The organism is Streptomyces koelreuteriae (assembly GCF_018604545.1).
Lineage (GTDB): Bacteria > Actinomycetota > Actinomycetes > Streptomycetales > Streptomycetaceae > Streptomyces > Streptomyces koelreuteriae.
On record NZ_CP075896.1, the window covers coordinates 6,452,260 to 6,475,784 of the forward strand.

26 protein-coding genes are annotated in these 23,525 nt (G+C 71.8%); 18 read left to right on the plus strand and 8 right to left on the minus strand.

Annotated features, from left to right (window positions below):
- Nucleotides 1-179 precede the first annotated feature (179 nt).
- The 3 genes from KJK29_RS29025 to KJK29_RS29035 all read left to right on the plus strand — a co-directional run bounded on the left by KJK29_RS29025 (nt 180) and on the right by KJK29_RS29035 (nt 2,349).
- Nucleotides 180-1,118 (plus strand): PAC2 family protein, encoded by a 939-nt coding sequence (locus KJK29_RS29025; RefSeq protein ID WP_215122130.1) that lies wholly within the window; start codon nt 180-182, stop codon nt 1,116-1,118.
- A gap of 107 nt (nt 1,119-1,225) precedes the next feature.
- Nucleotides 1,226-1,843, plus strand: a complete 618-nt coding sequence (gene coaE / locus KJK29_RS29030; protein ID WP_215122131.1) for a dephospho-CoA kinase — start codon at nt 1,226-1,228, stop codon at nt 1,841-1,843.
- Nucleotides 1,844-1,968: 125 nt separating this feature from the next.
- Nucleotides 1,969-2,349, plus strand: a complete 381-nt coding sequence (locus KJK29_RS29035; protein ID WP_189728861.1) for a tetratricopeptide repeat protein — start codon at nt 1,969-1,971, stop codon at nt 2,347-2,349.
- Between the two features lie 46 nt (nt 2,350-2,395).
- Here the strand turns inward: KJK29_RS29035 and KJK29_RS29040 are convergent, their stop codons facing one another.
- A complete protein-coding gene (locus KJK29_RS29040; RefSeq protein ID WP_215122132.1) occupies nt 2,396-2,659 on the minus strand; it encodes a DUF6343 family protein in 264 nt (87 codons plus the stop codon).
- A 160-nt stretch (nt 2,660-2,819) separates the two neighbouring features.
- Between KJK29_RS29040 and KJK29_RS29045 the strand changes: the two genes are divergently transcribed.
- The 3 genes from KJK29_RS29045 to KJK29_RS29055 all read left to right on the plus strand — a co-directional run bounded on the left by KJK29_RS29045 (nt 2,820) and on the right by KJK29_RS29055 (nt 5,133).
- The gene (locus KJK29_RS29045) at nt 2,820-3,497 is read left to right on the plus strand and encodes a class I SAM-dependent methyltransferase (protein ID WP_251057972.1); all 678 of its coding nucleotides are present in this window, start codon (nt 2,820-2,822) and stop codon (nt 3,495-3,497) included.
- Nucleotides 3,498-3,520: 23 nt separating this feature from the next.
- Nucleotides 3,521-4,579 carry a protein kinase family protein gene (locus KJK29_RS29050; protein ID WP_215122133.1) on the plus strand — a complete coding sequence of 353 codons (1,059 nt, stop codon included), beginning with the start codon at nt 3,521-3,523 and terminating at the stop codon, nt 4,577-4,579.
- A gap of 95 nt (nt 4,580-4,674) precedes the next feature.
- A complete protein-coding gene (locus KJK29_RS29055) occupies nt 4,675-5,133 on the plus strand; it encodes a DoxX family protein (protein WP_215122134.1) in 459 nt (152 codons plus the stop codon).
- A gap of 166 nt (nt 5,134-5,299) precedes the next feature.
- On the opposite strand, the gene KJK29_RS29060 is transcribed toward KJK29_RS29055, so the two are convergent.
- Nucleotides 5,300-5,860, minus strand: a complete 561-nt coding sequence (locus KJK29_RS29060; protein ID WP_251057973.1) for an RNA-binding S4 domain-containing protein — start codon at nt 5,858-5,860, stop codon at nt 5,300-5,302.
- A 124-nt stretch (nt 5,861-5,984) separates the two neighbouring features.
- Here KJK29_RS29060 and KJK29_RS29065 point away from each other — a divergent pair, with 124 nt between their 5' ends.
- From KJK29_RS29065 to KJK29_RS29075, 3 genes are read left to right on the plus strand one after another with little or no spacing between them, the layout of a single operon-like run.
- A complete protein-coding gene (locus KJK29_RS29065) occupies nt 5,985-6,656 on the plus strand; it encodes an ArsR/SmtB family transcription factor (protein WP_215122135.1) in 672 nt (223 codons plus the stop codon).
- Nucleotides 6,653-8,023: an MFS transporter gene (locus KJK29_RS29070; protein WP_215122136.1), complete on the plus strand. Its 1,371-nt coding sequence runs from the start codon at nt 6,653-6,655 to the stop codon at nt 8,021-8,023. Before KJK29_RS29065 ends, KJK29_RS29070 begins: the two co-directional genes overlap by 4 nt.
- Complete coding sequence (locus KJK29_RS29075; protein ID WP_215122137.1) at nt 8,023-8,724, plus strand: uracil-DNA glycosylase; 702 nt, start codon at nt 8,023-8,025, stop codon at nt 8,722-8,724. Before KJK29_RS29070 ends, KJK29_RS29075 begins: the two co-directional genes overlap by 1 nt.
- Before the next feature lie 4 nt (nt 8,725-8,728).
- Here the strand turns inward: KJK29_RS29075 and KJK29_RS29080 are convergent, their stop codons facing one another.
- Nucleotides 8,729-9,385: a GntR family transcriptional regulator gene (locus KJK29_RS29080; protein ID WP_215122138.1), complete on the minus strand. Its 657-nt coding sequence runs from the start codon at nt 9,383-9,385 to the stop codon at nt 8,729-8,731.
- Between the two features lie 171 nt (nt 9,386-9,556).
- On the opposite strand from KJK29_RS29080, the gene KJK29_RS29085 reads away from it, so the two are divergent.
- Both KJK29_RS29085 and KJK29_RS29090 read left to right on the plus strand, forming a co-directional pair.
- Entirely contained in the window at nt 9,557-11,020 is a 1,464-nt protein-coding gene (locus KJK29_RS29085) for an NCS1 family nucleobase:cation symporter-1 (protein ID WP_215122139.1), read from the plus strand.
- 5 nt (nt 11,021-11,025) lie between these two features.
- On the plus strand, nt 11,026-11,748 hold the full coding sequence (locus KJK29_RS29090) for an aspartate/glutamate racemase family protein (RefSeq protein ID WP_215122140.1): 723 nt from the start codon (nt 11,026-11,028) through the stop codon (nt 11,746-11,748).
- Between the two features lies 1 nt (nt 11,749).
- Here KJK29_RS29090 and KJK29_RS29095 read toward each other — a convergent pair whose 3' ends face one another.
- Both KJK29_RS29095 and KJK29_RS29100 read right to left on the minus strand, forming a co-directional pair.
- Complete coding sequence (locus KJK29_RS29095; RefSeq protein WP_215122141.1) at nt 11,750-12,355, minus strand: gamma carbonic anhydrase family protein; 606 nt, start codon at nt 12,353-12,355, stop codon at nt 11,750-11,752.
- Nucleotides 12,356-12,365: 10 nt separating this feature from the next.
- Entirely contained in the window at nt 12,366-12,779 is a 414-nt protein-coding gene (locus tag KJK29_RS29100; protein ID WP_215122142.1) for a RidA family protein, read from the minus strand.
- 372 nt (nt 12,780-13,151) lie between these two features.
- Between KJK29_RS29100 and KJK29_RS29105 the strand changes: the two genes are divergently transcribed.
- The 4 genes from KJK29_RS29105 to KJK29_RS29120 all read left to right on the plus strand — a co-directional run bounded on the left by KJK29_RS29105 (nt 13,152) and on the right by KJK29_RS29120 (nt 17,568).
- Nucleotides 13,152-15,050, plus strand: coding sequence for an FUSC family protein (locus tag KJK29_RS29105; protein ID WP_215122143.1), 1,899 nt, complete (start codon nt 13,152-13,154; stop codon nt 15,048-15,050).
- 22 nt (nt 15,051-15,072) lie between these two features.
- The gene (locus KJK29_RS29110) at nt 15,073-16,437 is read left to right on the plus strand and encodes an amidohydrolase (protein ID WP_215122144.1); all 1,365 of its coding nucleotides are present in this window, start codon (nt 15,073-15,075) and stop codon (nt 16,435-16,437) included.
- Nucleotides 16,438-16,537: 100 nt separating this feature from the next.
- Nucleotides 16,538-17,227 (plus strand): DUF899 domain-containing protein, encoded by a 690-nt coding sequence (locus KJK29_RS29115; protein ID WP_215122145.1) that lies wholly within the window; start codon nt 16,538-16,540, stop codon nt 17,225-17,227.
- A gap of 158 nt (nt 17,228-17,385) precedes the next feature.
- Nucleotides 17,386-17,568 (plus strand): hypothetical protein, encoded by a 183-nt coding sequence (locus tag KJK29_RS29120; RefSeq protein ID WP_189728827.1) that lies wholly within the window; start codon nt 17,386-17,388, stop codon nt 17,566-17,568.
- 24 nt (nt 17,569-17,592) lie between these two features.
- On the opposite strand, the gene KJK29_RS29125 is transcribed toward KJK29_RS29120, so the two are convergent.
- The 3 genes from KJK29_RS29125 to KJK29_RS29135 form a co-directional block, all read right to left on the minus strand.
- Nucleotides 17,593-19,620, minus strand: a complete 2,028-nt coding sequence (locus KJK29_RS29125; protein WP_215122146.1) for an ABC transporter ATP-binding protein — start codon at nt 19,618-19,620, stop codon at nt 17,593-17,595.
- A 525-nt stretch (nt 19,621-20,145) separates the two neighbouring features.
- Entirely contained in the window at nt 20,146-20,580 is a 435-nt protein-coding gene (locus tag KJK29_RS29130; RefSeq protein ID WP_215122147.1) for a hypothetical protein, read from the minus strand.
- Nucleotides 20,577-21,251 carry an ATP-binding protein gene (locus KJK29_RS29135; protein ID WP_370869167.1) on the minus strand — a complete coding sequence of 225 codons (675 nt, stop codon included), beginning with the start codon at nt 21,249-21,251 and terminating at the stop codon, nt 20,577-20,579. The genes KJK29_RS29130 and KJK29_RS29135 overlap by 4 nt, the downstream gene beginning before the upstream one ends.
- Before the next feature lie 245 nt (nt 21,252-21,496).
- Between KJK29_RS29135 and KJK29_RS29140 the strand changes: the two genes are divergently transcribed.
- The 3 genes from KJK29_RS29140 (at nt 21,497) to KJK29_RS29150 (ending at nt 23,524) form a co-directional block, all read left to right on the plus strand.
- Entirely contained in the window at nt 21,497-22,357 is an 861-nt protein-coding gene (locus KJK29_RS29140; RefSeq protein ID WP_215122149.1) for a helix-turn-helix domain-containing protein, read from the plus strand.
- On the plus strand, nt 22,358-22,612 hold the full coding sequence (locus tag KJK29_RS29145; protein ID WP_184596785.1) for a DUF397 domain-containing protein: 255 nt from the start codon (nt 22,358-22,360) through the stop codon (nt 22,610-22,612). It begins immediately after the preceding gene.
- A gap of 99 nt (nt 22,613-22,711) precedes the next feature.
- Nucleotides 22,712-23,524 carry an SAM-dependent methyltransferase gene (locus tag KJK29_RS29150; RefSeq protein ID WP_215122150.1) on the plus strand — a complete coding sequence of 271 codons (813 nt, stop codon included), beginning with the start codon at nt 22,712-22,714 and terminating at the stop codon, nt 23,522-23,524.
- The last annotated feature ends 1 nt before the right edge of the window (nt 23,525 follow it).

Consider the following 23,525-nt stretch of genomic DNA (forward strand, 5'->3'; position numbering starts at 1 on the left):
CAGTGCTGCTCGGGAGCGGCGGTCGCATGTCGGCTGCCGGCCCGGTGGGGGCTGGTCGCGCAGTTCCCCGCGCCCCTTCAGGGCGTCGTCCCGCCGGCAAGATCATGAGTCTCCTCCTCCGGGAATGCCCACGGCCGCAAGGGTGTTGTGGAGTATGAACACGAGGAGGAGCGGTCACTGTGCTTGATCCGCAGGGTTTGTACGCATGGGAGCCGAAGGGGCTGGCTGTCGTCGACATGGCGCTCGCCCAGGAGTCGGCCGGTCTTGTCATGCTCTACCACTTCGACGGATACATCGACGCGGGGGAGACGGGCGACCAGATCGTCGACCGGCTGCTCGACTCGCTGCCCCACCAGGTCGTCGCCCGCTTCGACCACGACCGGCTCGTGGACTACCGGGCCCGACGCCCGCTGCTGACCTTCAAGCGCGACCGCTGGAGCGACTACGAGGACCCCGCCATCGAGGTGCGGCTCGTGCAGGACGCCACCGGAGCGCCGTTCCTGCTGCTGTCCGGCCCCGAGCCCGACGTGGAGTGGGAGCGCTTCGCCGCGGCCGTGCAGCAGATCGTGGAGCGGCTCGGTGTCCGTCTGTCCGTGAACTTCCACGGCATCCCCATGGGCGTCCCGCACACCCGGCCCGTGGGTCTCACCCCGCACGGCAACCGCACCGACCTGGTCCCGGGCCACCGCAGCCCGTTCGAGGAGGCGCAGGTGCCCGGCAGCGCCGAGTCCCTCATCGAGTACCGCCTGCTCCAGGCCGGGCACGACGTCCTCGGTGTCGCCGCCCACGTCCCGCACTACATCGCCCGCTCCCCGTACCCGGACGCGGCGCTGACGGTGCTGGAGGCCATCACGGCGGCGACCGGACTGGTGCTGCCCGGTATCGCCCACGCCCTGCGCTCCGACGCCCACCGCACCCAGACGGAGATCGACCGGCAGATCCGCGAGGGCGACGAGGACCTCACCGCCCTGGTCGAGGGCCTTGAGCACCAGTACGACGCCGTCGCGGGCGCCGAGACCCGCGGCAACATGCTCGCCGAGCCGGTGGACATCCCGTCGGCCGACGAGATCGGCAAGGAGTTCGAACGCTTCCTGGCGGAACGAGAGGGCGACGCCTGACGCGCCCCGCAGGGGCGCGGGGAACCGCGCGACCGGCTCCGTACGGCCCGCACTTTCCACACGGCCTCCCCAGCCGCCCTCCAAGCGGAGCGTCTAGGCTTCCTGGCATGTTGAAGGTGGGCCTGACCGGCGGCATCGGTGCCGGCAAGAGTGAGGTGTCACGGCTGCTCGTCGAGTGCGGGGCCGTGCTGATCGACGCGGACCGCATCGCGCGGGAGGTCGTCGCACCGGGGACCCCGGGTCTCGCCGCGGTCGTGGAGGCCTTCGGCGAGCAGGTGCTCGCCCCCGACGGCGGCCTCGACCGCCCCAAGCTGGGATCCATCGTCTTCGCCGACGCGGCGAAGCTCGCCACCCTCAACTCGATCGTGCACCCGCTGGTGGGCGCCCGCTCCCGCGAGCTGGAGGAGGCCGCCGCCGACGACGCGGTCGTCGTCCACGACGTCCCGCTCCTCACGGAGAACGGCCTCGCACCGCTGTACGACCTCGTCATCGTCGTCGACGCGGCCCCCGAGACCCAACTCGACCGGCTCGTACGGCTGCGCGGCATGACCGAGGAGGACGCGCACGCGCGGATGGCCGCCCAGGCGACGCGCGAGCAGCGCCGGGAGATCGCGGACGTCGTCATCGACAACGACGTCCCGCTGGAGGAACTGGAGCGCCGCGTGAAGGACGTGTGGGCCGAGCTGACGCGCAGGTCCCACGCGTCCCGGCCGGACCCTCGGTGACGACCGGCTCCTCAGTGGCGGCCGGCCCCTCAGTGGCGGCCGGTCCTTGAGTGACGAGAGGTCCCTCAGGAATAGCGGCACCCCGAGGGGGCGTTGAACCTTTCCCGTGAGGGAAGGACTCTGCCGTGCCCGAGACCAGCGGTTCCACCGGACGTACCCCGGAGACGCACGTCATCGACTTCCGTGCCGCCGAGCAACTGCTCGCCGCGCGGGACCCGCGGGGCGCGGTGAAGCTGCTCGACGGAGTCATCGCCGCGCACCCGGAGAACACCGCCGCGCGACTGCTGCGCGCGCGTGCCTTCTTCGCGGCGGCGCAGCTGCGGCCGGCCGAGCTCGAGTTCTCGATCGTCCTGGAGCGGGAGCCGGACAACGCGTTCGCGCACTTCGCGCTCGCCCGCACCTATGAGCGGCAGAACCGCCCCGACCAGGCGAAACGCCATTTCCGTCTGGCGGCGGCGCTGGACCCGAACCCGCAGTTCCAGAAGGCCGCGCGCTTCGACTCGTGAGCGGCTGTCCCTCTCTGTCTCATCCGCTTCGTCTGCCTCGTCCGCCTCAGGGGTGGTCCTCGGGTGGCCGGTAGGGCGGGATGTCGGGGCCCGGCTGCCAATGCGGGCCCTGGCGGATGTGCCTGAGGACGACGACCAGGTCGATCGTGACGACCAGCAGCAGCACACCGCAGGCGATGGCCCAGCCGGTCCGCCCGGCGAGGGTGAACGCGACCGTGCCGAAGAGCGCCCAGACCAGCCCCCACACGCTCAGCCAGAAGCGCGCCCGCAGGGCACTGCGCGCGGTCGCCGGTTCACTGCCTGTACGCATCGCGATCTCCGCTCCTGCTTGCAACGTACTCCCCGCCGCGAACACGGACCACCAGGGGAGCTGGGGCCCGTGCGGGACATCGTTCACCCGGTCGGGTGAAGGCGGCCGGGAGAGGAACTGGCGTGCGGGCGTGGCCCGTTGGACGGGCATGGAGATGAAATTGCGTGAGGGGTACGAAGGGACAGGGCCCGGGGCCATCACCCCGGACGGCTGCGCGGTGGAGCTCTACTCACGACTGCCCGTCGGGGAGGAACCGAACATCATCGCCGGGGCGGTGCCCAAGGGCGCGCACATCCTGGATCTGGGCAGCGGGGTCGGCCGCATGACCCATGCACTGCTGGAGCGCGGGTTCACGGTCACCGCGGTGGACGAGTCCGCCGAGATGCTGGAGCGCGTGCGCGGGGCGCGGACGATATGTAGCCCCATCGAGGATCTGGACCTGGGCGAGACCTTCGACGTGGTGCTGCTCGCCTCGTTCCTCGTGCACGCGGGGGACGCGGAGGTGCGGCGAGGCCTGCTGCGCTCCTGTGCGCGCCATGTCGCGGAGGGCGGCCCCGTGCTGATCCAGCGGGAGGGCGCGGACTATCACACGAACCTGCCGCGCGAGCGCGTGGACCCGAGCGGCTTCACCGTACGGATCGTGTCGGCGGAGCCGGTCGGCGACGGGGTCAACTCGGTGCGCGCGGAGTACGAGTTCCCGGACGCGGTCTGGACACAGACGTTCCGGGCCCGGCCGCTGACCAAGGAACAGTTCGAGGAAGCGCTGGCGGAGGCGGGGCTGAAGGTGGACCGGTATCTGACGGACGACGGGACATGGGTGAGAGCGGTGCGGGCGTAGGCGGCCCCGGGGTGCGTGCGACAGTGAACGGGTCGGAGACGGCCTGGCGTCTGACCGGCTACGACACCGTCTCGACGTCCCTGGCACTGTGCGGGGACGCCGAACTGCGCCGACTGCTCGACACGGCCACACCGCTGGGCACCGGCATCGGGGGAAAGTCGGCCCGGCTGGACGTGTCCGGTACGCCGGTCTTCGTGAAGCGGGTGCCCCTGACAGACCTGGAGCGGAGACCGGAACACATCCGGTCCACGGCCAATGTGTTCGGGCTGCCGATGGTCTGCCAGTACGGCGTCGGCGGGCCCGGGTTCGGGGCGTGGCGCGAGGTCGCCGTCCACACCATGACCACGAACTGGGTGCTCTCCGGGCAGTTCCAGGGCGTTCCCCTGATGTACCACTGGCGCGTCCTGCCGGACGAGGCGCCGGTCCTGACGGAGGAACTCACCGATGTCGACAAGGCCGTGGACTACTGGGGAGGGAGCGCGGAAGTACGGCGGCGCATCGAGGCGCTGCGACAGTCCTCGGCGAGTGTCGCACTGTTCCTGGAGTACGTCCCCCAGACGCTCCACGCCTGGCTGACGGCTCAGGCGCGAGCCGGTGGCGAGGCGCTCGACCGGGCGTGTTCCCTGGTGGAGAAGGAACTGAGGGTCGGTACGTCCTTCATGAACAGCCGTGGACTGCTCCACTTCGACGCCCACTTCGAGAACATCCTGACCGACGGCCGGCGCCTGTACTTCGCCGACTACGGCCTCGCCCTGTCCAGCCGCTTCGACCTCTCGCGCGCCGAGGCCGACTTCTATGACCGGCACAGCACCTACGACCGCTGCTACACGGCCAGTTACCTGGTGAACTGGCTGATCACCACCTTGTACACGGGTGACTGGGAGGCACGTGAGGATCGTGAGGCACTGATACAGGCATGGGCCGAAGGGCGACGACCCACCGGCTCGCCGCCCGGGATGGCGGAGATCCTCAGCCGCAACGCCCCTGTCGCTGCCGTGATGACGGACTTCTACCGGCGAGTCCAGGGGGTGAGCAGGACGACGCCCTATCCGGCGGAGAGGCTCCGGCAGCTCTGCCCGTGACTGCCAGAACTTCCGCTGGACGGCGATGAGTTCGAGGGCGAGCGGCGGTCTACCTCTTCGACACCACCACGGACCGCTTCCCACAGGAGACCTTCATGTCTGAGACCACCGCTCCCGCCACCCCCGCCTCCGCTCCCGCCGGGGTCGTCGCCGAGTCCGCGACCGCTCGCGGGCGGCGCGCCCGGATCGCCCTGCGTGGTCTGCAGGTGCTGCTCGCCCTCTTCTACGCGATCCCGAGCGCCCTGCCCAAGCTGATCGCCCACCCCTCGGCCGCCGAGTCCTTCGAGAAGCTCGGCTGGGGCAGTGCGGGGATGTACATCATCGGGGTGCTCGAACTGGCAGGAGCGGTGGCGCTGTTGATCCCGGTGCTCCAGTCGGTGGCGGCGATCGCGCTGAGCGCGTTGATGGTGGGCGCGTTCATCGTGCAGATAGCCGTGTTCGACGGGCAGTACGCGGCGACGCCGCTTATCCTGATCGTGCCGCTCGCCCTCATAGCCTGGGCGCGGCGGGGGCACAACGCGGATCTGCTGCGACTGCTGGGGCGCCGGGCGTGACCGGGTGACACCGTGTCGAGTGCGATGCCGGGGGCGTCCGGGCGGGCCGAGGGGCTCGTCCCGGGCGCCGACGCGCGGCGGTGCCGTGCTCTACGGCTGTTGTGGCACTCCCCGGCCGGGGCCATCGGGTCCATGGTCTTCACCCTTATCCGTCGCGACGGTCCGCTCACGGCGTGGTTTTGCCGATCTCCTTGCTGATGTCGCTGCCCAGACCGCTGCCGCCGCCGTCGCCGGGGCCGGGCAGGCCGCTGCGCAGGCGTTCCATTTCGCGGCGGTCTCGCTTGGTCGGGCGGCCCGCGCCGCGGTCGCGGATGCCGGCCGGGGCGACGGCGTCGCGGGGCGGGGGCGGAGGGGAGTTGTCGATGTAGCACTGGGCGGCCACGGGGGCGCCGACCCGCTTGCGGATCAGCCGTTTGACGACGACGACTCGCTCCCGGCCCTCGTGCCGCAGGCGCACTTCGTCGCCGACGCGCACGGCGTGTGCGGGCTTCACGCGGTCGCCGTTGACGCGGACGTGCCCGCCGCGGCAGGCGGTGGCTCCCATGGAACGGGTCTTGACGAGCCGCACGGACCAGATCCAGCTGTCGACGCGGACGGTCTCGCCGCTCTGCGGCCCGGCCGCGTCGGCGGAGGCGATCGCCTCGGCGACCTTCGGGTCGAGGGCCGCCGCGTCGAGTCCCTTCGCCTCCGCGTCGCCGGAGTCGTTCGCCGTGCCTTGTGAAGCCATGTCCCCGACCTTAGTCCTCGGAGTGGTCCAATCGGGCGGGGAATCGTCCTTCGGCCAGCATCTACAAAACAAGTTTTGCAAAATGTCTTTTGCTGAATGCGGGTGGCGGCCTACGCTCCCCGGCATGGACAGCGACGAGCACAACCGCGTACTCGACCCCGAGCACGACACCGCCGCCCTGAAGGCCCTCACCCACCCCCTGCGTATCCGGCTGCTCGGGCTGCTGCGGCAGGACGGGCCCGCCACGGCCAGTGAGCTCGCCACGCGGACGGGGGAGTCGTCGGCGTCGGCCAGTTACCACCTGCGGGTGCTGGCGAAGTACGCCTTCATCGCCGAGGCCGAGCATCGTGACGGGCGGGAGCGGCGCTGGCGGGCGCTGCACACCGTGACGTCCTGGAGCAACGAGGCGATGGAGTCCTCCGCGGCGGGCCGGGCCTTCGTCAGCCTGGCGCGACGGCGGCAGCTGGAGCACCTGGAGTCGTCCCTCGCCCGGCACGAGGCGGACATGGCCGGCGGGCGGCTCGGCCAGGAGTGGGTGGAGGCGTCCGGGATCAGCGACCTCATGCCCCGGCTGACGCCCGGCTCGCTCAACGAACTCTGGGAAACGGTCGCCGGGAAGCTGGAGGAGCTGACCGCCCGGGACGCCGACGACCCGCGCGCCGAGCACGTCGTGCTCCTCACCGCCGGCCTGCCGCTCGCCCCGCGCGACCCCGAGGACGGCGACGCACCCGAGGGCGAGGGCGCCGACAGCGAGGGCGCCAATCGTGAGGGCACCGGCCACAAGGGCACCTCATGACGCACCGCACCGACAAAGCGCACCGCGCGGACAAGACCCACCGCGCGGACGAGGCACCCGGCATACGGATCGTTCGCCGCCGCTATGCCGCCATCTGCGCCCTGTTATGGCTGCCGCCGGGCCTCGGCCTCGCCTCGATGGTCCTGCTGCTCGGTGAGCGCGGGATGTCCCTGGCCGCGATCGCGGGGCTCTTCGCCGCCCACTCGCTGACCGTGGCCGCGCTGGAGCTGCCCACGGGCGGTCTCTCCGACGTCCTCGGGCGGCGGCCGGTCCTGGCCACGGCCGGTGCGCTCAACATGGTCGCCTGCTGTCTGGTCGGTCTCGGCACCACCGTCTGGGTGCTCGCCGTCGGCATGGTCCTCATGGGGATGTCCCGCGCGCTGGCCAGCGGTAGCGCCGAGGCCTGGTACGTCGACACCGTCCAGGCGAGCGCGGGACCCGACGCCGAGCTGCGGACGGGACTGGCCCGGGGCGGCACCGCGACCTCCGCCGCCCTCGCGGCCGGTCTGCTGCTCGGCGGGGCCCTGCCCTGGCTGCTCGGCGCGGGCACCGGCCTCGGTGCCGGGCTGAGTGAGGCGACGTCCGGGGTGGTGCTGCCCCTGTCCGTGCCCCTGCTGCTGGGAGCCGCCGTCAGGATCGTGCTCGTCGTGTACGTACTGGCCGTCCTGCGGGAGCCGCCGCGGCCCCGGGTCACCCTGCGTTCCGTGCTGCGCGGCGTCCCGGTCACCGTCCTGGACGGGCTGCGGCTGGGCGGACGGGACGCGCTGGTCCGTCGGCTCATGCTCAGCGCGGCCGCCGCCGGAGGCGCCCTGGGCGTCGTCGAGTTGCTGATACCCGGCCGTACCGTCGAGGTGACCGGGGCGAGCGGCTCCGGGGCACTGGCCTATGCCGCGCTCGCCTGCGTGGGCTTCGTCTGCTGCGGTGTCGGCAGCCATCTCGCCCCGTTCACCGCCCGGGTCGCGGGCGGCGGGGAGCGGGCCGTGCTGATCTGTCTCGGAACAGGCGTGGCCGGCCTGCTGCTGCTCGCGGTCACCGCCTCCTCCACCCACCTGCTCGCCGTCACCGTCGCGGTCACCGGCTTCTGTGTCTTCTACGTCGGCGTCGGCGCGGTGACCCCGAACCAGAACGATCTGCTGCACCGCCGCGTCTCCAGCGCCGGCCGCGCCACCGCCCTGTCCGTGCAGTCCCTCGCCCTGCAACTGGTCGGCGCGCTCACCGGCCTGGTGGTCGGGGCGATGCGGCCGGGCCCGCTGCCGTGGTTCCTCACGAGTGCGGTGCTGCTCGCCGGAGCGCTGCTGTGGGCCCGCCGAGGAGAGGAGCGGGTCGCGCAGGTCACCACCACCCGCTCCGCCTCTACCGTGGAGTGATGGACGCCAGTGGCCTTCCCCTCCTCGACCGGCGCATCGCGGCCTGCCGGGCCTGTCCGAGGCTGGTCTCCTGGCGCGAGGAGGTGGCCCGGGTCAAGCGGGCCGCGTACGCGGACTGGACGTACTGGGGCCGGCCGGTGCCCGGGTTCGGGCCGGAGGACGCCCGGCTGCTGATCGTAGGACTCGCCCCCGCCGCCCACGGCGGCAATCGCACCGGGCGGATGTTCACCGGCGACCGCTCCGGGGACGTCCTGTACGAGGCGCTGTACGACGTGGGTCTCGCCTCCCAGCCCATCGCCGAGCACGCCCACGACGGCCTGGAGCTGTACGGCGTACGCGTCACCTCGCCCGTGCACTGCGCACCGCCCGCCAACAAGCCCACCCCGGAGGAGCGGGACACGTGCCGTCCCTGGCTCGTGCGGGAACTGGGGCTGCTGCGTCCGACCCTGCGGGCCGTCGTCGTGCTCGGGGCCTTCGGCTGGCAGGCCGCGCTGCCGGCGTTCGTCGAGGCGGGCTGGTCCGTGCCCCGGCCGCGCCCCGCCTTCGGCCACGGGGTCCGCTACGACCTCGACGGTCTGGAACTCTTCGGCTGCTTCCACGTCAGCCAGCGCAACACCTTTACCGGCCGGCTCACCCCGGAGATGCTGCGCGACGTCCTGCGGACGGCCGCCGAGGCGGCGGGGCTGCTGCGGGACGGATGAGCTTCTACGGGAGTTCTTCGTCCCCGAACAGATGCCGCACCGTGGAGCGGTAGTTGGTCCGCACGTGCGTGAGCGCGTGCGCCCGGGCCCGGTCCGGGTCGCCCGAGGCGATCGCCTCGTACAACTCGCGGTGCTCGACGAGGAGCTGGGGCCACTCCTCGTTGCGCCGGGTCATCCAGCGCAGCCGGCCGGCGACCGGTTCCAGGGCCTCGGTCAGCAGGCTGTTGCCCGCCATCGCCACGATGCGGTCGTGCAGACGGCTGTTGACGTCCGTGATCGCCTCGGCGTCCTCGGCCTCGGTCGCGGCGGCGGCGCGGTCGATCAGTCCCTGGACCTCGGCCAGATCCTCCGGCGTCGCGCGGGACGCGGCCAGTCCGGCGGCATAGACCTCCAGCGCCTCGCGCAGTTCGAACAGTTCCTTGACGTCGGTCGGGGTGAGGCGGCGTACGACCGTGCGGCGCGGGGTCTCGAAGTGGACGAAGCCCTCGGCGACCAGGGCCCGGATCGCCTCCCGGACCGGGACGCGGGAGACGCCGAAACGCTCCGCCAGCTCGCGTTCCACCAGGCGGTCGCCGGGGCGGAGGCTGCCCGCGATGATCTCCTGCCGCAGCTCGGTGGTGACGCGTTCGCGCACTGCGCCCAGGGGTTCGATCTTCGTCATGCAGCCCATCTTCGCCGAGGCGAGGGGTGTTTTACGGAGCGTTAACAACAGCGACATCGGTCAGAACGGTTGACGGGGAGACCATGAGCGCAGTTTGGTATACCAAACGCGCGCCCATTGAACCGTTGCCATCGAGCAGTCCTCCGTCGTCCCCTTGCTCATGGAGGCCCCGTGTCCCTCGCCGACCGTGCCGCGACCACCGGCACCCCCGCGTTCGTCCCCGATCCCCGGCTCACCAACGAAGACCTCGCGCCCGCGAAGAAGCGCAACTGGAAGGTCTTCGACCTCTTCGCCATGTGGATGTCCGACGTCCACAACCTCGGCAACTACACCTTCGCCGCCGGACTGCTCTTCCTCGGCATGAACGTCTGGCAGATCTTCACGTCGCTGCTCGTCGGCTTCGTGATCATCTACATCGGCATGAACTGGATGGGGAAGATCGGGCAGCGCCACGGCGTCCCCTTCCCGGTGGTCAGCCGGATCGCGTTCGGCGTCTGGGGCGCCAACATCCCGGCGCTGATCAGGGCCGTGATCGCCATCATGTGGTACGGCATCCAGACCTACCTGGCCTCCGTCGCCGTCAACGTGATGCTGCTCGCGGCCTGGCCGGGCCTGGAGTCGTGGACGCACAACTCCTTCCTGGGCCTCGACGCACTCGGCTGGGTCTCCTTCATCGCCCTGTGGCTGGTGCAGGCGGCGATCATCAGCCGGGGCATGGAATCGGTCCGGAAGTTCCAGGACTTCTGCGGTCCGGCGATCTGGCTCGTGATGATCGCGCTGGCCGTGTGGATCCTGGCCAAGGCCGGCTGGACGATCTCGCTCACCTCGACCCCGCACCCGGTCTCCGTGGGCGAGCAGTGGCGTCAGTGGTTCGGCGCGATCGGCCTGGTCCTCGCCACGTACGGCACGCTGCTGCTCAACTTCTGCGACTTCTCCCGCTTCTCGCCCGACTACCGGACGGTCAAGCGCGGCAACTTCTGGGGCCTGCCCATCAACTCCACGGCCTTCGTCATCGTGTCGGTCATCGTCACCGCGGGCGCCTTCGAGGTCTTCGGCAAGGAGATCACCGACCCCGCCTTCCTGGTCGCCGAGATCGGCAACACCTGGGTGCTCGTGGTGGGCGCGCTGACCTTCGCCATCGCCACCATGGGCGTCAACATCGTCGCCAACTTCGTCTCACCGGCGTACGACCTCGCCAACGTCTGGCCGCAGAAGATCACCTTCAAGGTCGGCGGCATGATCAGCACCGTCGCGGCGCTGCTCGTCACCCCCTGGAACCTCTTCTCCAACCCGACCGTCGTGAACTACTTCCTCGGCGGCCTCGGGGCCTTCCTCGGACCGCTGTTCGGCGTGATCATGGTCGACTACTACTGGGTCAAGCGCGGCCGGGTGAACGTGGACGAACTGTTCGACGCGACCCCCGGCTCCCGCTTCCACTACCGCAAGGGCGTCAACCCCAAGGCGCTGTGGGCGTTCCTGCCCGCGGCCGGTGTCGCCGCCGTCCTCGCGCTGGTGAAGACCTTCAGCGAGGTGGCGCCGTACTCCTGGTTCATCGGCACGGCCCTCGCGGCCGGGTTGTACGCGGCCCTGTGCCGACGTGAACGTGCCGTGTCCGCCCGGCCGGTGGAGGTCTGAGAGACGTGCGGATCGTCGTCACCAACTGCAACACCACGCAGGAGATGACCGAGGAGATCGTACGAGGTGCCCGGGCCGCCGCAGGCCCGGGCACCACCGTGAACGGACTGACCCCAGCCTGGGGACCCGAGTCGGCGGAGGGCTGGCTCGACAGCTACCTGTCCGCCGCGGCCGTCCTGGACACGCTGCGGACCTACGACGGACCGCCGTACGACGCCGTGGTCATGGCCGGATTCGGGGAGCACGGGCGGGAGGGCGTGCGGGAGCTGGTGGACGTGCCCGTCGTCGACATCACCGAGGCCGCCGCGCATCTCGCCTGCCTGCTGGGCCGCCGCTACGGCGTCGTCACCACCCTGGAGCGGTCGCGCGGCCAGATCGAGGACAGCCTGGAGACGGCGGGTGTGGCGCGGAACTGCGCCGCGGTCGTCGGCACGGGCCTGAACGTGCTCGACCTCGGCGACGACGAGCGCACGGAGACGGCGTTCCTCGCCGCCGCCGAACGGGCCTGCGCGGCCGGGGCGGAGGTACTGGTGCTGGGCTGCGCCGGAATGACCGGCTTGCAGCGGGCGGTCGGGGAGAAGCTGGGCCTGCCGGTCGTCGACGGGGTCGCGGCGGCGGTCAAACTGGCCGAGTCGCTGGTGGCGCTCGGGCTGACGACGAGCCGTACGGGCAGCTACGCGGCGGCGCTGCCGAAGCGGAGGGTGTGGGGGCGGCCCGAACGGCGGTAGTTCAGGACGGGCCGTCGAGGGTGACGTCGTCGCGGTGAGCCCCGTACAACGCCACCTGGCGGGCCATGACCTCCCGCATCGACGTGCCGCGCGGGATGCCGTACACCGTGCCGGGGAAGTCCAGCGCCTCCTGGATCTGCCACAGTTCGTCGTGCTCGCCGGGGGCGAAGAGCCGGGCCCGGGGCGCTCCCGCCGCGATCCAGCCGATGGGCAGGACCGTGCCGGGCGGCAGTACGGAGTTGACGTGCAGCACGCTGTGGATCCGCAGCTCTGAGCCCGTGCTCGCGACGGCCCCCGGGAAGACGCAGGCACCGGTGGCCACGAAGACCTCGTCCTCCAGGGTCGCCCCGTTCACATGGGCGTGCGGGCCGACGAGCACGGCGTCACCGATCACGGCGGGGTGCCCGGCCCGCCCCCGCACCAGCGCGTTCTCCATCACCACGACGTCGGAGCCGACCCGCACCTCCCCGTCCTCGGCGGTGAGCACCGCCCCGTGCAGCACCCGGCTGCGCTCCCCGAGGACGACGGCCCCGCACAGGACGGCCGTCGGGGCGACGTACGCGGACTCGGGGACGACGGGGCGCCGCCCGCGGTGCTCGATCAGCATGGAGTTCTCCTCAGGTCGGCGCCCCGTCGGGCACGACGGCTGTCGCCGTAATCTCCACCAGCTGCCCCGTGTACCCGAGGCACGCCACGCCGATCAGCGTCGACGCGTGCGGACCGGCACTGAGCCCGGACGCCTCGACGACCTCCCAGACGGCGGACAGCACGGCCGTCTCACCGCTCACGACGTACACCTCGGTCGAAACGACGTGCGGCAGGTCGCTGCCTACGGCGTGCAGTTGCTCCCGCAGATTGGCGATCACCTGCTCGGCCTGCAGTACGGGATCTCCGGGTCCGACGAGGTTGCCCTCGGCGTCGAGCGGCACGGACCCGGCGAGGAACGCCAGCCGGGTGCCGGCCTCGACGACGGAGGCGTGGGAGTAGGTGGGCGGCGGGAAGAGGCTCGGGACGGTGACGCGACGGATCACGCGGGGCTCCGATCTGGGGCGGTGACTGGGCGGTTGTCCGACCGATCATGCGGGGCCCGGTGCGCGTCCGCACCCGTATTTCGGTTCACGCGATCCGGCCGGTCCCTCTACGCTGCTCGGGCCGAGAAGGGGCGACGGCGGGATCTGACCCACTGGCCCGGGTGGTCAGCGACGCGGAGGCGCTCTTCGCACGGGCCGTGGAGTCGGCCCGCTCCTGGCGATTGCGTTCATAATGAACCCGGCTCTCCCGCACTCCGTCACGTTCCGGAAACCTTTCTTCCAGGAACCCCGCCTACCGTGGACAGCCACACCCCGCCCGGCCACCGTCGCCCGAAGGCCCACCCCTGCCCTCGACGAGACGACAGGAGCCCAGTGTCCCGATCCCGCCGCTTTTCCCTCGTGCTGCCGCCCTGGCTCGCGCACGCCCTGCGCGCCCAGCGGGGGCCGGTGCCCTGGAGCGCGGTGACGCGGGGGGCCCTGTCCGCCGGGCCGTTGCTGCTGGTGGCAGTGGCGACGGGACGTACCTCGCTCGGTGTCGTCGCCGCCATCGCTGCCATGCTCGCCGGGATCAACGACCGGCCCGGGAGCCGGCGGGTCTCGGTCAAGCGGCTCGGGGTGCCCGCGCTGGGCGGCGCCCTGGGCCTGGTGATCGGTACCTATGCCGGGCAGGGGACCGGCGCGGTCGTGCTGACCCTGGTCCTCACGGCCGTCGGGCTCATCGCCGGGGGGATGAGCGCCGTGGGGCCCGTCGCCTCCGCCTCCGGGACACAGTTGCTCGTCGGCGCGGCGATCGGCGCGGGGATGCCCCTGCCCGAGTCGGGGTGGCAGCGCGCGCTCGCCTTCCTCGCCGGGGCCGGCTGGCTGCTCGTGCTCCGGCTCGTGCTGCCCACGCCCGGCTCCCTCGCCGGGGACTTCCGCTTCGACGGGGAGCGGGCGGCCGTCGCCGGTGTCTACGACGCCGTCGCCGAGCTGCTCGACGCCGTCGGCGGGCCGGACGCCATCCGCCGCCGTGCCGCGCTCACCGCCGCCCTCGATCACGCCCAGGACGCCCTCGCCGGGCCCCGGCTGCGGCGCTACGCCTCCTCCTCCACCGAGCGGCGGCTGCACGCGCAGTACGCCGCCGCGCTGCCCCTCGCCGAGGCCGCCACCGCGCTGGCCTGGGCCGAAGAGGCCGTATCCGAACGGGCTTCCGAAGGCCCCCGGCGGCTCGCCGCCGCCGTACGCGACAACGCCCACACCGGGCCGCTGCCCGCTCCCTCCCGCTCGGTGCCCGCCCTGCGCGCCCTCGACGACGCCCTGCTCCAGGCCGCCGAGGTGTTCGACCAGGGCGGGGGCGGCGATCTGCACACCCGGCCCCGTACCGCCAGGGACCGGTTGCGCGCCGCCTTCGGCACCGCCGGACGCGAGTACGGACTGCGCGTCGCCCTCTGCTTCGGGGCCAGTTCCGCGGTCGCCCAGGCCCTGCACCAGACCCAGTGGTACGGCGAGCACGAGCACTGGTACTGGCTGCCCGCCACCGCCGTCTTCCTCGTCAAGCCCGACCTCGGGCCCCTGGCCTCACGGGTGCTGAACCGGGCCGCCGGGACCGTCCTCGGCGCTCTCCTCTTCGCCGGGTTCGCCGCCGTCCTGCCCCGCCCGGACGGGCTGATCGCGCTCGTCGCCCTCAGCGGGGCGCTGATACCCGTCGCCACCCGGCACTTCGCCGCCCAGACCGCCGTCGTCACCGTCCTCGTCCTCGCCCTGGTCATGGTCGGCGGCGAGGCGCAGGCCTCCGCGGGCCGGATCGGCGAAACACTGCTGGCCTGCGCGATCGTGCTGATCGTCGGGCATCTGCCGATGCCCGGCCAGCGCGGCGGGGGAGTACGCGCCCGGCTGGCGGCGGCGATCCGGGCCGCGTTCGCCTACCTCACCCATGTCCTCGACGAGGCCGACGCCCCACGCATCGGCGGCTCCGGCACCCCCTCCGACCACCGCGCCACCCGCTGGACCCTGCGCCGCGAGGCCTACCGCACCCTCGCCGAGGCCCGCACGGCCATCTCCCTGTCCGCGCACGAACTGCCCGCCCTCGCCCGGCACACCGAGGGCGCGGACGAGGTGGCCGACCTCCTCGAACGCCTCGTCGACACCACCACCGCCTGCGCCGTGCACCTCGACGACACGGGCCGGATCGGCCCCCGCCACACCGAACGCCTCACGGAGGTCCTCGACGAACTCACCGGACCCGGGGAACGGGTGGGGCTGCGACTGCCCCGGACACCCCTCGCCGGATAGCGCCCCGTCGTACCTTGGCGTGATGACGCCTGCTGCCACGGACAGCCCCGCCGATCTGATCATCAGCGCCTGTGCCGTCCTCGTCCACGACGACCAGGAGCGGATCGGCTTCGAGGAGGACGCCGCGATCGTCGTACGGAACGGGATCGTCGAGGCCGTCACGAGCACCGCCCAGGCCCGGGACCTGGCCGCCGCCGAGCGCCTCGACGCCCGTGGCCAGGTCGCCCTGCCCGGCCTGATCAACTGTCACACGCACGCGCCGATGGTCGCCCTGCGCGGACTCGCCGAGGACCTGCCCACCGAGGAGTGGTTCAACGACGTCATTTGGCCCGTCGAGTCCAACCTGACGGCGAAGGACATCGAGCTGGGTGCGCGCCTCGCCTGCGCCGAGATGATCCGCGCCGGCGTCACCTGCTTCGCCGACCACTACTTCGCCATGGACGAGGTCGCCGCCGTGGTCGCCGAGTGCGGCATGCGGGCACTGCTCGGCGAGGCCTATTTCTCCTCCCAGGGCCCCGAGGGCGGGGAGCGGTCACTGGACTTCGCGCTGCGGCACCGCGGCTCGGCGGACGGCCGTATCACCACCGCGCTCGCGCCCCACGCCCCCTACACCGTCGACGACACCGACCTCGCCGCCACCGCCGATCTCGCCCGCGCGCACGGCCTGCCCGTGCATCTCCACGCCGCGGAGAACCGGGGCCAGACGGACACCAGCCTCGCCCGCCACGGCGTCACCCCCATCGAGGTCCTGGCCCGCACCGGCATCCTCGACACGGACGTGCTCCTCGCCCACGGCACCGGCATCACCGACCGCGACCTGCCCGTCCTGGAGCGGGCGGGCGGTCGTACGGCCGTCGCCACCGCGCCCCGCGGCTATCTCAAGTTCGCCTGGCCCGACACCACACCGGTCCGCGCCCTGCGCGACATCGGCGTCGACGTCGGACTTGCCACCGACGGCGCCGCCTCCAACAACTCCCTCGACGTGTGGGAGTCCATGGCCCTCACCTCACTCGTCCAGAAGCAGACCGAGGGCGACCCCCGCTGGCTCACCTCCCGCCAGGCCCTGCACCACGCCACCCTGCAGAGCGCCCGTGCCGTGGGGCTGGGGGACAGCGTCGGCAGCATCGCGCCGGGCCGCAGGGCGGACATCGTCCTGGTCGATCTCACCGGCCCGCACACCCGGCCCGTCCACGACCTCGCGGCCACGCTCGTGCACAGCGCCCGCTCGGCCGACGTCCGCACCACGATCGTCGACGGACGGATCCTGATGCGCGACCGGGAGCTGCTGACCATCGATGTGCCTGCGGTGGCGGGGGAATTGGAGGAGCGCCTGCCCGCGCTCGTGGACCGCGGCCACGGCCGGCGCATCCAGGAGTACGACACCTGAGTCCCAGGAAAAACTTCGCGAGCCGGCGATGAGTTCCGCCCCTCCCACCGGTCACCACCCCGGACGGACCGTTGCCACAGGAGGGGTACAGGAGGGGTTCATGTCGTTTCCGGAGATCGTCTCGCGCGACCGGTGGCGCGCGGCGCGTGCGGAACTGCTGCTCAAGGAGAAGGCCGCCACCCGCGCGCGGGACGCGCTGAGCGCCGAGCGGCGCGGACTGCCCATGGTGGAGGTCGACGAGGAGTACGTCTTCGAGGGCGGGGACGGCAAGGCCACCCTGCTCGACCTGTTCGAGGGGCGGCACCAGCTCGTCGTCTACCACTTCATGTTCGCGCCCGAGTGGGACGCCGGCTGCCGCAGTTGCTCGGGATTCCTGGATCAAATAGGGCATCTCGCCCATCTCAAGGCCCGTGGCACGTCGTTCGCGGCCGTCTCCCGGGCGCCCTTCCCGAAGATCCTGCCCTTCAAGGCCCGAATGGGCTGGACGGTGCCCTGGTACTCCTCGCACGGCAGCGACTTCAACCGCGACTTCGAGGTGACGCTCGACCATGAGGGAGAGTTCTCCGAGCGCCCCGGCCTGAGCTGCTTCCTGCGGGACCGCGACCGGATCTTCCACACCTACTCGACGTACGAGCGCGGCCTCGACGGCCTCGGCTCGACCACCAGTCTGCTCGACCTCACCGCGCTGGGCAGGCAGGAGGCGTGGGAGGAGCCCAAGGGGCGGGCGTCGGCTCTTGGGGCGCCTGCGGGAAGCGAGCGCGTCCGCTATCACGACGAGTACGACGATTGACACGCAAAGTGAACACATCCGCCAAGAGGCTGAGAGGTTGGTCACACTTGGCGGTGAACGAGTGTCAACTACGTCTCAGAACCGTCACTTCGCGAGCCGTTCACCCCATGGTTGGCGTTTAACTCTACGAGTACAGCGCTACATGGAGGTGCAGGGTGGTGAACGGGCGAACGGTGCTCGAGCGCTTTCCCGCCGGTGGGCCGCGTGGCTCCTGGCCTGCGGAGGAGTTCGCGCAGGCACGGCGTCTGGAGGGCCTGCCCGCCGAGGTTGTCATGGACCTCGCGACGGACATGTTCCTGGTGATCGTGCGCAGCGGCGACAGCGCCGACGCCACGGCCTGACGGACGGCCCGGGCAAGGCGTGGCTCAGCCCGCCTTCGGGGCCGGCACCTTCGCGGCCGAAGCGATCGGCGGGGCCGTCGCGGGCGGGGTGGCCGTCGTGGGCGGCGTGGTCGTTGTGTGCGGGGTGGCCGCCGTGGGCGGCTTGGTGAACTGCTCCGCCTGGAGCGCGTACAGCTCGGCGTAGAGCCCGCCGGTGGCCAGCAGCTCGTCCGGCGTCCCGGACTCCACGAGCCGGCCCTGGTCCAGGACATGCACCAGATCGGCATGGCGTACGGACGCCAGCCGGTGCGTGATCAGTACGACCGTCTGGCCGCTGTCGGCCAGGGCGCGGATCCGCTCGAAGACCTCCAGCTCGGCGCGAGCGTCCAGGGCCGCCGTCGGCTCGTCCACGATCAGGATGCGGCCCTTGCGATAGGCCGCCCGGGCGATGCCCAGCCGCTGCCACTGGCCGCCCGACAGTTCGTGCCCGCCGCTGAAATTGCGGGCGAGCAGGGTGTCGAGGCCGCGTGGCAGATCCGCGACCACCGCCTCCGCCCCGGCCTCCGCGATCGACGCGGCCAGCCGCTCCTCGCACACGGGCGCCGACGTACGCCCCAGGGCGACGTTCACCCGGGCCGTGAACGGCCACCGCTTGAAGTCCTGCGCCACCATCGCGATCCGCTCGGCCAGCAGATGCCGGTCGGCGGTCGCCGCGTCCACACCGTCCCACAGGATCCGCCCCCGCTCCGGGGTGTACAGCCCGGCGAGCAGCTTGACCAGGGTCGTCTTGCCGGAGCCGTTCTCGCCGACCAGCGCCACGATCCGGCCCAGGGGGAGGGCGAGCGTCACATTGTCGAGAGCGGGGCGGGCCGACTCGCCGGGGTAGCGGAACGTGACGTTCTCGAAGCGGATCTCGCGCGGGTCCTCCGGCAGTTCCCTTCCGCCCGACGGGATCGCGCGCTGCGCCGCCTCCGTGTACAGCCGGTGCAGGTCGCCGACGAAGAGCGCCTCCTCGTGCAGCGCGTTGACCTCCACCACGAGTGTGTCGAGGCTCTGCGAGCCGGTCCGGATCGCGATCACGGCCGTACCCGCCACCGACAGCGCCATCGAACCCGCCAGCAGCAGTCCGCCGAGCGTCGCGTACGTCGCCACCGTCGCCAGGCCCGTCCACGCCGCCGCGATCAGGCCGGTACGGGCGGCGAGCCCGGCCAGACGGGCCTGCTCGGCCTCGGCCGTCTCCGACATCGCGCGGAAGTGCCGCAGCAGGAAGGCGCCCACGCCGTGCACCCGGATCTCCGGGGCCGCCTCGGGCTCGATCAGCAGATTGCCCAGCAGTCGGCCCGCGCGGGCATGCTGCACCCAGGCATTGAAGGACTCATAACGCCGCCGGGCCACGGTCAGCGCGCTCCAGGCACTCGGCAGCGTCATCGTCACCAGCAGCGGCAGCAGCGCCGGATGCAGCACGGTCAGTACGCCGGCCGCCGCGACCAGGGAGATCATCGCGTTGATCACACGCGTCCCGTACATGATCATCCGACGGGCGGAGGCGGCGCCGTACTGCGCGGTGTCCAGCAGCTTGTGGAAGGCGTGGTCCTCGATCGCGGCCAGTTCCACGGTCGCGGCCCGCTCCAGGTACCGCTCGGTCGCCACCCGCTCCACCTTGGGCTCCAGACGGCCGGTGGCGTAGGTGCTCGCGGCCCGCAGCAGTGCCGCGAGCAGCATCACGAGGGCCACCGTGACCAGCGCGGGGACGGCACCGCGCAGCCGGTCGTCGAGCGGCCCGCCGCCCATCAGCCGGGCCAGGACGCTGTTGACCGCGAGCAGGCTCACCGCCTGTGCGACGCCCCGGCCCGCCTCGCAGGCCAGCACGATCCGCGTGGCGCTCCGGTCGGCCTGCCGGGCGAGCCGGAGGCTGGACGCCAGCAGGGACGGCAACCGGGTGATCATCGCGCGGAAGTTCAGTTCCAGGAACGCGTCGGCGTGCTGGCTCCAGCCCATGTCGTAGCGCAGCGGCCCGCCGAAGAGCAGCCGCTCCGACTCGGACACCTCCGGCGCGGTCCGCTTCTTCCCCACCGTCGACCGACCTCCCCGCTCAGGTCCCGCTCGTGAACCAACGGCCACTATCGCGGGGGCGGAGCCCGCCCGGGCAGGGCGCAGCCCGGGGCGCCGGATGCGCGCGGGCGCACGACCGGACCCGGGGAGTTGTGGGGCGGCGCGGGGTCGTGGGGGTGGTGCGGATGCCTTGGCCTGGACGTGCTCGGGGGTCTTACGCGCCGGAGGGGGGGAGGCAGGGGTGGGGGTGCGTGGTGGCTGGGGCGTGCTTGGTGGGTCTGCGCGCGGGGGAGCCAGGCCGGGTGGGGCGTGTGGCGGCGGGTCGGGTTCGGCCGGCTCTGAGTGCCAGCCGGTCTGTGTGCGAGAGGTCCTGTGCGTCGGTAGGGCCGTGCTTGATGGGTACCGTGCGTCGGTAGGGCCGTGCTTGATGGGTACCGTGCGTCGGCCGGGCCGTGCTCGACGAGTGCCGCGCGTCGGGCCCGGCGGTGCTTGATGAGTGCCGCGTGCCGAACGAGCGGTGCTCGGCCGAGCCCTGCTCGACAGGCCCTACGCGCTGACCGGCCGCGACCAGGCCGGAGCTGTCCCCGTCACCCGGCACAGGGCCAGGTACAGCGGTATCGGCGGGGTGTACGGAAGCTTGCCGTCCGGGCGGTGGATCAGCCGGGGGAGTTCGGGGGCGTCGGGGACGATCGCGCCGGTGGCGTACCGCGCGGGGGCCGGCCACTCCAGGGCGTGGTCGGAGTCGGCGGGCACCAGCCACCACCAGTGCGTCCCGTCGGCGTAGACGCAGCCCGCGCGGGGCAGCCGGGGCATGACCAGCCGGCCGACACGGACGGGAACCGCGACCGCGTCGCAGCCGAGCGGCGCGGTCATGCCGTCGGGCACGGGCAGGCGCAGAGCAGGACCCGGCGTACGCAGCCCGCGCCGGAGGCGGGCGAGGGTGTCCAGGTTCAGTACGCGGCCACCGTGCGCGGACGTCATGCCGCTCCCTGCCCTGGGCGTCGCCTCTGGGCTGGAACCTCCGGCACGCCTCTGGCGTGACCTGTCCGGGTGTGACCTGTCCGGTGGTCTCCGTCCCCGTCGCCCGAGTCGTCGGACGGACCCGGCTTAGGGCGGGCGCCCCAGCCCAGGTCACTCCGGGGCTCGGACGGGTCGCCCGAGGTGTCGGCCGTGCGCGGCAGCTCGGCCCAGACCAGCAGCCCGAGGTCGTGCTCATGGGCACCCCAGGCCTCGCAGAGGGCGTCGACGAGGAGCAGTCCCCTCCCGTGCTCCTCCTCGGGCCGCGTCCGGCCGGCCGCGTGGGGCTGGCCCGGGGCGCAGCCCTCGTCACGCACCGCTATCCGCACCAGGTCGTCGCCGTCGTGCAACTCGCACACTATGTGGGTGCTCGCCGTGTGCACGATGGCGTTGGTGACCAGCTCGGAGACCACCAGGGCCGCGCTGTCGCACGTGTCCTCGCACACCGACCAGCCGGTCAGCCGGGCCCGCGTCAGGCGTCTGGCCTGTGCGGGGGAACCCGGATGTGCGGCCAGCTCGAAACGGAACCGGCGCTCGGCAGCGACCCCGGCGGGGCCGACTCCGGCGGTACCGAGGCCGAGTGGGCCTGCGGCGGCGTCTGTTCCTAAGGGCGCGGACGGAATCACGCTTGCCACTATCGCCCCGGCGTGAACACTTGGCAAGTGTCACTCTGAAAATTGCAGAGTGCGCTGTGACGGCCTGGAAGGCCGTGGCACACTGCATCGCAACAGCACTCCGCGCGGCGCCAGTTGAGATCGTCGAAGGTTCGTTCGAAACGTCAGTTCGGATCGGCTCTTCGTAAGGGTCTTCGCATGGCGCCGCAGGGCTGTCAGCGTTCTTTTCGTGGCCGGCTTCTCAGGACTCTTCGTGGAGGTGGAGCGTGAGCGAACCGCGGTCCGCGCCGACGGTCGGCCAGGTCGTCCTCGGCCGACGCCTGTTGGACCTGCGGGAACGCGCCGGGATGAAGCGCGAGGAGGCCGCCCGCATCCTCCGCGTCGCCCCCGCCACGGTCCGTCGTATGGAGATGGCCGAGGTCGCGCTCAAGATCCCGTACCTGCAACTGCTCCTGAAGGCCTACGGGATCTCCGAGGAAGAGGCCGACGCCTTCGTCCAACTGGCAGAGGACGCGAACAAGCCCGGCTGGTGGCAGCGTTTCCACGACATCCTGCCCGGCTGGTTCTCGATGTACGTGAGCCTGGAGGGCGCGGCCGGCGTCATCCGCAGTTACGAACCCCATTTCGTCCCCGGCCTGTTGCAGACCGAGGACTACGCGCGCGGAGTGCTCCGCTCCGGCGCCATCGGCCAGACCCGGCCCGACGATATCGAACGCCATGTCGCCCTGCGCATGCAGCGCCAGGACCTGCTCACCCGCGAGGACGCGCCACGGCTGTGGGTCGTGATGGACGAGACCGCCCTGCGGCGCCCGGTCGGCGGCCCGGAGGTGATGCGCGCCCAGATCGACAGACTGCTCGAAGCCACGAAGCTGCCCAACGTGACACTCCAGGTCGCCCCGTTCGCCAACGGGCCGCACCCGGGCACGTACGGGCCGTTCGTGCTGTTCCGATTCGCCATGCCCGAACTGCCGGACATGGTCTACAGCGAGTACCTGACCGGCGCGGTCTATCTCGACGCGCGCGCCGAGGTGGCGACCCACCTCGAGGTCATGGACCGCATGGCGGCGCAGGCCGCTACGGCACATCGCACGAAGGAGATCCTCCGGGACCTCCGCAAGGAGCTGTGAATGGATCGCATCAAGCCGCGCAAACAGGTCTACAACGGCATGCCCGCGCGTGACTTGGGCAGCGAAGGCTGGCACAAACCGTGGAGCGGCGGGAACGGCGGGAACTGCCTGGAGGCGATGAAGCTCGCCGACGGCCGGATCGCCGTCCGACAGTCCACCGACCCCGACGGACCGGCGCTGATCTACACCACCGACGAGATGACGGCCTTCATCGAGGGCGCGAAGGCGGGGAAGGCGGACTTCCTGCTGTCCTGACGTCGTTGCCCTTGCTGCCGCTCCACTGCCTGACGCTGATGCTGAACTTATCGACGCTGGTGTTGAATTGACCACCCTTCGCGCCTTACGGAGTGCCTCATGACCGGGCAGGACCCCACGACGTCCGTCCAGATCGACACGACCAGACCCCACCCCGCGCGGATGTACGACTGGTATCTCGGCGGCAAGGACAACTACCCGGTCGACGAGGAGATGGGCCGTCAGATGCTGGCCCTCGACCCGAGGGTGCCGGTGATGGCGCGCGTCAACCGCGCCTTCATGCACCGGGCCACGCGCTGGCTGGCTCAGAACGGCGTACGGCAGTTCCTGGACATCGGCACCGGCATACCGACCGAGCCCAACCTCCACCAGGTCGCCCAGGAGATCGCCCCCGACGCCCGGGTCGTCTACTGCGACAACGACCCCATCGTCCTGGCCCACGCGGCGGCCCTGCTGCGCGGCACGGACAAGGGCGCCACCGAGTACCTCCAGGCCGACGTCCGCGACCCGGACGCCATCCTGGAGGGCGCGCGGAAGGTCCTGGACTTCTCCCGGCCCGTCGCGCTGTCGCTCATCGCGCTGCTGCACTTCGTCTCCGACGAGGACGGCGGGCACGAGCTGGTCCGCCGGCTGCTCGCCGAACTGCCCTCCGGCAGTTACCTGGTGATCACCCACGCCACGGCCGACTTCACCCCGGAGGAGTCCAGGGCGGCGACCGAGAAGCTCCGCGCCGCCGGAGTCACCCTGGCCCTGCGCTCCCGCGAGGAGTTCACCCGCTTCTTCGACGGCCTCGACCTCGTCGACCCCGGCGTCGAGGTGCCCCACCACTGGCACCCCGAGCTGGGCGAGCCCGTCCCAGGGCAGGACGACGGGGTGATTCCCGGCTACGGGGCGGTGGCGCGCAAGCCGTAGC

Coding starts and splice junctions, on each gene's coding strand:
- coaE (WP_215122131.1), top strand. CDS start 1,226: ATGTTGAAGGTGGGCCTGACCGGCGGCATCGGTGCCGGCAAGAGTGAG.
- KJK29_RS29040 (WP_215122132.1), bottom strand. CDS start 2,659: ATGCGTACAGGCAGTGAACCGGCGACCGCGCGCAGTGCCCTGCGGGCG.
- KJK29_RS29055 (WP_215122134.1), top strand. CDS start 4,675: ATGTCTGAGACCACCGCTCCCGCCACCCCCGCCTCCGCTCCCGCCGGG.
- KJK29_RS29060 (WP_251057973.1), bottom strand. CDS start 5,860: ATGGCTTCACAAGGCACGGCGAACGACTCCGGCGACGCGGAGGCGAAG.
- KJK29_RS29065 (WP_215122135.1), top strand. CDS start 5,985: ATGGACAGCGACGAGCACAACCGCGTACTCGACCCCGAGCACGACACC.
- KJK29_RS29070 (WP_215122136.1), top strand. CDS start 6,653: ATGACGCACCGCACCGACAAAGCGCACCGCGCGGACAAGACCCACCGC.
- KJK29_RS29075 (WP_215122137.1), top strand. CDS start 8,023: ATGGACGCCAGTGGCCTTCCCCTCCTCGACCGGCGCATCGCGGCCTGC.
- KJK29_RS29080 (WP_215122138.1), bottom strand. CDS start 9,385: ATGACGAAGATCGAACCCCTGGGCGCAGTGCGCGAACGCGTCACCACC.
- KJK29_RS29095 (WP_215122141.1), bottom strand. CDS start 12,355: ATGCTGATCGAGCACCGCGGGCGGCGCCCCGTCGTCCCCGAGTCCGCG.
- KJK29_RS29110 (WP_215122144.1), top strand. CDS start 15,073: ATGACGCCTGCTGCCACGGACAGCCCCGCCGATCTGATCATCAGCGCC.
- KJK29_RS29115 (WP_215122145.1), top strand. CDS start 16,538: ATGTCGTTTCCGGAGATCGTCTCGCGCGACCGGTGGCGCGCGGCGCGT.
- KJK29_RS29130 (WP_215122147.1), bottom strand. CDS start 20,580: ATGACGTCCGCGCACGGTGGCCGCGTACTGAACCTGGACACCCTCGCC.
- KJK29_RS29145 (WP_184596785.1), top strand. CDS start 22,358: ATGGATCGCATCAAGCCGCGCAAACAGGTCTACAACGGCATGCCCGCG.
- KJK29_RS29150 (WP_215122150.1), top strand. CDS start 22,712: ATGACCGGGCAGGACCCCACGACGTCCGTCCAGATCGACACGACCAGA.